The organism is Actinomadura sp. 6K520 (assembly GCF_004349245.1).
In the GTDB taxonomy this organism is placed as follows: domain Bacteria; phylum Actinomycetota; class Actinomycetes; order Streptosporangiales; family Streptosporangiaceae; genus Spirillospora.
Genome location: NZ_SMLC01000328.1, coordinates 1 through 3,764, shown reverse-complemented (window position 1 = coordinate 3,764; position 3,764 = coordinate 1). Strand labels below are relative to the sequence as shown.

General features: G+C 74.8%; 6 protein-coding genes. 3 read left to right on the top strand and 3 right to left on the bottom strand.

Features of this window, described 5'->3' with window-relative positions; all coding sequences use genetic code 11:
• Together E1289_RS36785 and fdxA are read right to left on the bottom strand one after the other, a co-directional pair.
• Positions 1–449 (bottom strand): universal stress protein (locus E1289_RS36785; RefSeq protein WP_131988679.1); only part of this gene is annotated, 449 nt, incomplete at its 3' end.
• Between the two features lie 117 nt (positions 450–566).
• A complete protein-coding gene (fdxA, locus tag E1289_RS36780; protein WP_131988677.1) occupies positions 567–914 on the bottom strand; it encodes a ferredoxin in 348 nt (115 codons plus the stop codon).
• Between the two features lie 137 nt (positions 915–1,051).
• Between fdxA and mftR the strand changes: the two genes are divergently transcribed.
• On the top strand, positions 1,052–1,690 hold the full coding sequence (gene mftR / locus E1289_RS36775) for a mycofactocin system transcriptional regulator (RefSeq protein WP_243713453.1): 639 nt from the start codon (positions 1,052–1,054) through the stop codon (positions 1,688–1,690).
• A 21-nt stretch (positions 1,691–1,711) separates the two neighbouring features.
• Here the strand turns inward: mftR and mftG are convergent, their stop codons facing one another.
• Positions 1,712–3,244, bottom strand: a complete 1,533-nt coding sequence (mftG, locus tag E1289_RS36770) for a mycofactocin system GMC family oxidoreductase MftG (protein WP_131988675.1) — start codon at positions 3,242–3,244, stop codon at positions 1,712–1,714.
• 68 nt (positions 3,245–3,312) lie between these two features.
• Here mftG and mftA point away from each other — a divergent pair, with 68 nt between their 5' ends.
• Complete coding sequence (gene mftA / locus E1289_RS36765) at positions 3,313–3,435, top strand: mycofactocin precursor MftA (protein ID WP_131988673.1); 123 nt, start codon at positions 3,313–3,315, stop codon at positions 3,433–3,435.
• A gap of 3 nt (positions 3,436–3,438) precedes the next feature.
• Positions 3,439–3,714: a mycofactocin biosynthesis chaperone MftB gene (gene mftB / locus E1289_RS36760; RefSeq protein WP_131988671.1), complete on the top strand. Its 276-nt coding sequence runs from the start codon at positions 3,439–3,441 to the stop codon at positions 3,712–3,714.
• Positions 3,715–3,764 lie beyond the last annotated feature (50 nt).

The window sequence follows — 3,764 nt, the reverse complement described above, 5'->3', positions numbered from 1 at the left end:
GGCGCGGGGCGGGTCACCACCAGCACCGGGCACCGGGCGCGGGACGCGGTGTAGAGGCCGACCGACCCGAACAGCAGGCCCTCGAAGCCCCCCTGCCCGCGCGAGCCGACGGCCACCAGCGCGGCCCCGTCGCTGCCGCCGACCAGCGCGCCGCCCGGATCGTTCTCGATCAGGCTCGTCGTGACGTCCAGGCCGGTGTGCCGCTTCAGCGCGTGGTCCCGGGCCTCGGCCAGCATGGCCTCCCGCTCGGCGACCAGCCGCCGCAGCGCATCGTCCGGGATCGTCCCGCCCGGTTCCAGGACGCGCGACGCGTGCACCAGCCTCAGCGGCAGGCGGTGGCGGGCGCCGTAGTCGGCGGCCCAGTCCAGGGCCCGCCAGGAGTGCGCGGAACCGTCGATCCCCACGATGATCGGAGCCGCCATGGGCGCCACCTCCAGCTCGAAGTCCACCTCGACACTAGACGCCCCTTCCCCAAGATCCACGGCCGAAAGGCCCTGCCTTGCCGGACGAACGTCCCGCGAGTCCCGCGGTGGTTTTCACAGTGCCTGTGTGAAAACCCGCGCGAGCTACTCCTCGCCGGGCTTCGGATGGCCCGCGACCAAGGGGGTGTCCACACCGACCGGGCCGAGCTTGGCCGCGCCGCCGGGAGTGTCCAGCGGCGCGTCGCGGCCGGGGAGCGTCTCGGTGAAGAACCGCGCGTTGTCGTCCCGGTAGGGCTCCAGCGCCGCCGGCAGGTCGTCCTCGTAGTAGATGGCCTCGACCGGGCAGACCGGTTCGCACGCGCCGCAGTCGACGCACTCGTCGGGGTGGATGTACAGCGCCCGCTCGCCCTCGTAGATGCAGTCGACCGGGCACTCCTCGACGCAGGCGCGGTCCAGGACGTCGATGCACGGCTCACCGATCACGTATGTCACTGCGGTCTCCTCGATCGGACCCGGTGGCGGGCCGCCCATTTTGCCTCATTTATCTTGTATAAACAAATTCCACTGTATTAACCCTCGGCCTCCAGCACCGGGGTCCGCGGGGGCGCGGGGCGTGGGATTCTGTGGCCGTGGGCTCGAACGCGGGGACGGACGGCGGCCGGGTGGCCGTGGGCAGGCCGCGCGCGACCTCCCCCGCCGCCCTGGAGCGGCTCGCCTTCGAACTGTTCGCCCGGCAGGGCTTCGACAAGACCACGGTGGACGACATCGCGGCGGCGGCGGGTATCGCGCGGCGGACGTTCTTCCGCTACTTCTCCTCCAAGAACGACCTCGTCTGGGGCGACTTCGAGGGGCAGCTGCGCAGGCTGCGCGAGCTGCTCGCCGAGACCGGCACCCGCATGCCGACGATGGACGCGGTGCGGCGGGCCGTGGTCGAGTTCAACCGGTTCGACCCGCAGGAGGTGCCCTGGCACCGCCAGCGCATGGAACTCATCCTCGGTGTGCCGACCCTCCAGGCCGACGCCACCCTGCGGTACGCGTCGTGGCGGGCGGTCATCACCGACTTCGTGGCCGCGCGTGCGGGCGTCCCGTCCTCGGCGGCGGTCCCCCGCCTCGCCGGTCACCTCGTGCTCGCCGCCGCGATGTCGGCCTACGAGCACTGGCTCGCGAGCGAGGGACGGGCGGCGCTGTCCGACCTGCTGGACGAGGCGATCCGGCACCTGGGCGACGGCCTGGCGGCCGTCCTGGACGACACGCCGCCCGCATCCTGAGGAGCCGGTTCTCCGGCCCGCTCAGGGCTCCCGCCCGCTCATGGCGCGGGCGACGACCTCGCCGACGAGGACGGCCGTGGCGGCCGGGCCGCGCAGCGGGGCCGTCGGCAGGATCGAGGTGTCGGCCACCCGGAGCCCCGCCAGCCCGAGCACGGCGCCGCGGGCATCGACGGCGGACCCCAGCGGGACGGTGCCGCAGGTGTGCTGGGACGTACCGAGCCGGGCGCGTATCCAGCGGTCGAGCGCGTGATCGTCGTCCAGGGTCCCCGCGTCCGGTCCGGCGGGCTCCCGGGCCACCTCGGCGAAGGCCGCGGTGGCCGCCACGGCCGCCGCCGCCCGCACCGCCTCGCGCATCCGGCGCCGGTCGGCCCCGGTCTCCAGGTACCCGTACTCGACGCGCGGCGGGACGGCGGGATCGGCCGACAGGGTCCGCAGCCCGCCGGTCCTGCGCGGTGCCTGCACCGAGGCGAAGAAGGGCAGGGGCGCGCCGGGGGCCGTGGTCGTCCCCGCGACCAGTCCCGTCATCGGCACCAGGGACTGGAGGATCTCCAGGTCGCCCGCGCCGCGGAAGCCGGTGGACGACAGGTGCAGTGCCCCGCCCAGCCAGGAGCCGGACGGTCCGGGCAGCAGCCGCCTGGGCGCCCACTCCACGATCACCTGCGGGTGGTCGCTCAGCGCGGCGCCCACGGAGGGCAGGTCGTGGACGACCCGGATGCCGGCGCGCTCCAGGTCCGCGGCGGGGCCGATCCCCGACAGGTGCAGCAGGTGCGGTGAGGCGAGGGCTCCCGCGCACAGGACGACCTCCCCCGCTTCCAGGACGGTGCGCCGCCCGTCCCGTTCGGCCACGACCCCCGTCGCCCTGCCGCGCTCGATGACCAGCGACCGCGCCGTGCAGCCGCCGAGCACGGTGAGGTTGGGGCGGTGCGCCGCGCCGAGCAGGTAGGCGAGCCCGGTGTTGACGCGGCGGCCGTCCCGCGTGTTCGACGGCACCGGGCCGAATCCGGGCGCGTCCTGCGCGTTCTTGTCGGGCTCGCCCGGGTGGCCGAGCTCGCGGGCGGCGGCCTCGAACGCCGCCGCGGCGGGATGGTCCAGGCCGGCCCGGCGGACCGGCACCGGACCCCGGTCACCGTGCTCGGGGGCGTCCCCGAAGTCGAGGTCCGTCTCCAGCGCGCGGAGGAGCGGCAGCACCCGCTCGTAGGACCAGCGGCCGTCGCCCGCCGCGGCCGACCAGCGGTCGAAGTCCGCGCGCCGCGCCCGGACGAAGTAGCCGCCGTTGACGGTGGTCGACCCGCCGAGGAAGCGCCCCCTGGGCGCCATGTAGGGCATGCCGGGCGCGAGCATGGCGGGGACCATCCGGACGGCGGCGCTCCCCCGCCGGGCGCCGGGGACGAGGCGGGCGTCCAGCAGGTCCGCCGGGAACTCCGCCGGGGCGCGCGGCACCGGCCCGGCCTCCACGACGGCGACCGCGCGGCCGGGGTCCTCGCTGAGCCGCGCGGCCAGCACGGCGCCGCTGCCGCCCGCCCCCACGACGAGCACGTCGGCACGCGGAATCATGACCGGACCCTATCTTTTGGCACTCGATGCATTTAGTATCCGTGCCAAGTCGGACAAGGAGGCCCCTGATGGACACCAACGCGCCGGAGAACCAGGTGACGGACCCGGTTGACGACGCCGCCCGGGAACCCGACGTCGCCGAGTCCCTGATCGAGGAGGTCTCGATCGACGGCATGTGCGGCGTCTACTAGCCGATGCCGGGCATCGACCTCGACCGCGCCTGGGACCTGCATCCGCAGGTCTCGGTGCGGCCCGAGCCCTTCGGCGCGCTCCTCTACCACTTCGGCACGCGCAAGCTGTCGTTCCTCAAGGACCGCCGGCTCCTCGACGTCGTCCGCTCCCTGGGCGACGCGCCGACCGCCCGGGAAGCCTGCGCGGCGGCCGGCGTCCCGGAGTCCGACCTGGCCCGGTACCGCGCCGCGCTCGGCACGCTCGTCCGGTCCTCGATGCTCGTCGAAAGGACCCCATGACCGCCTCTGCGACGCCCTTCCCCGCGACGGCCGGCCCCACCGGGGCGGCC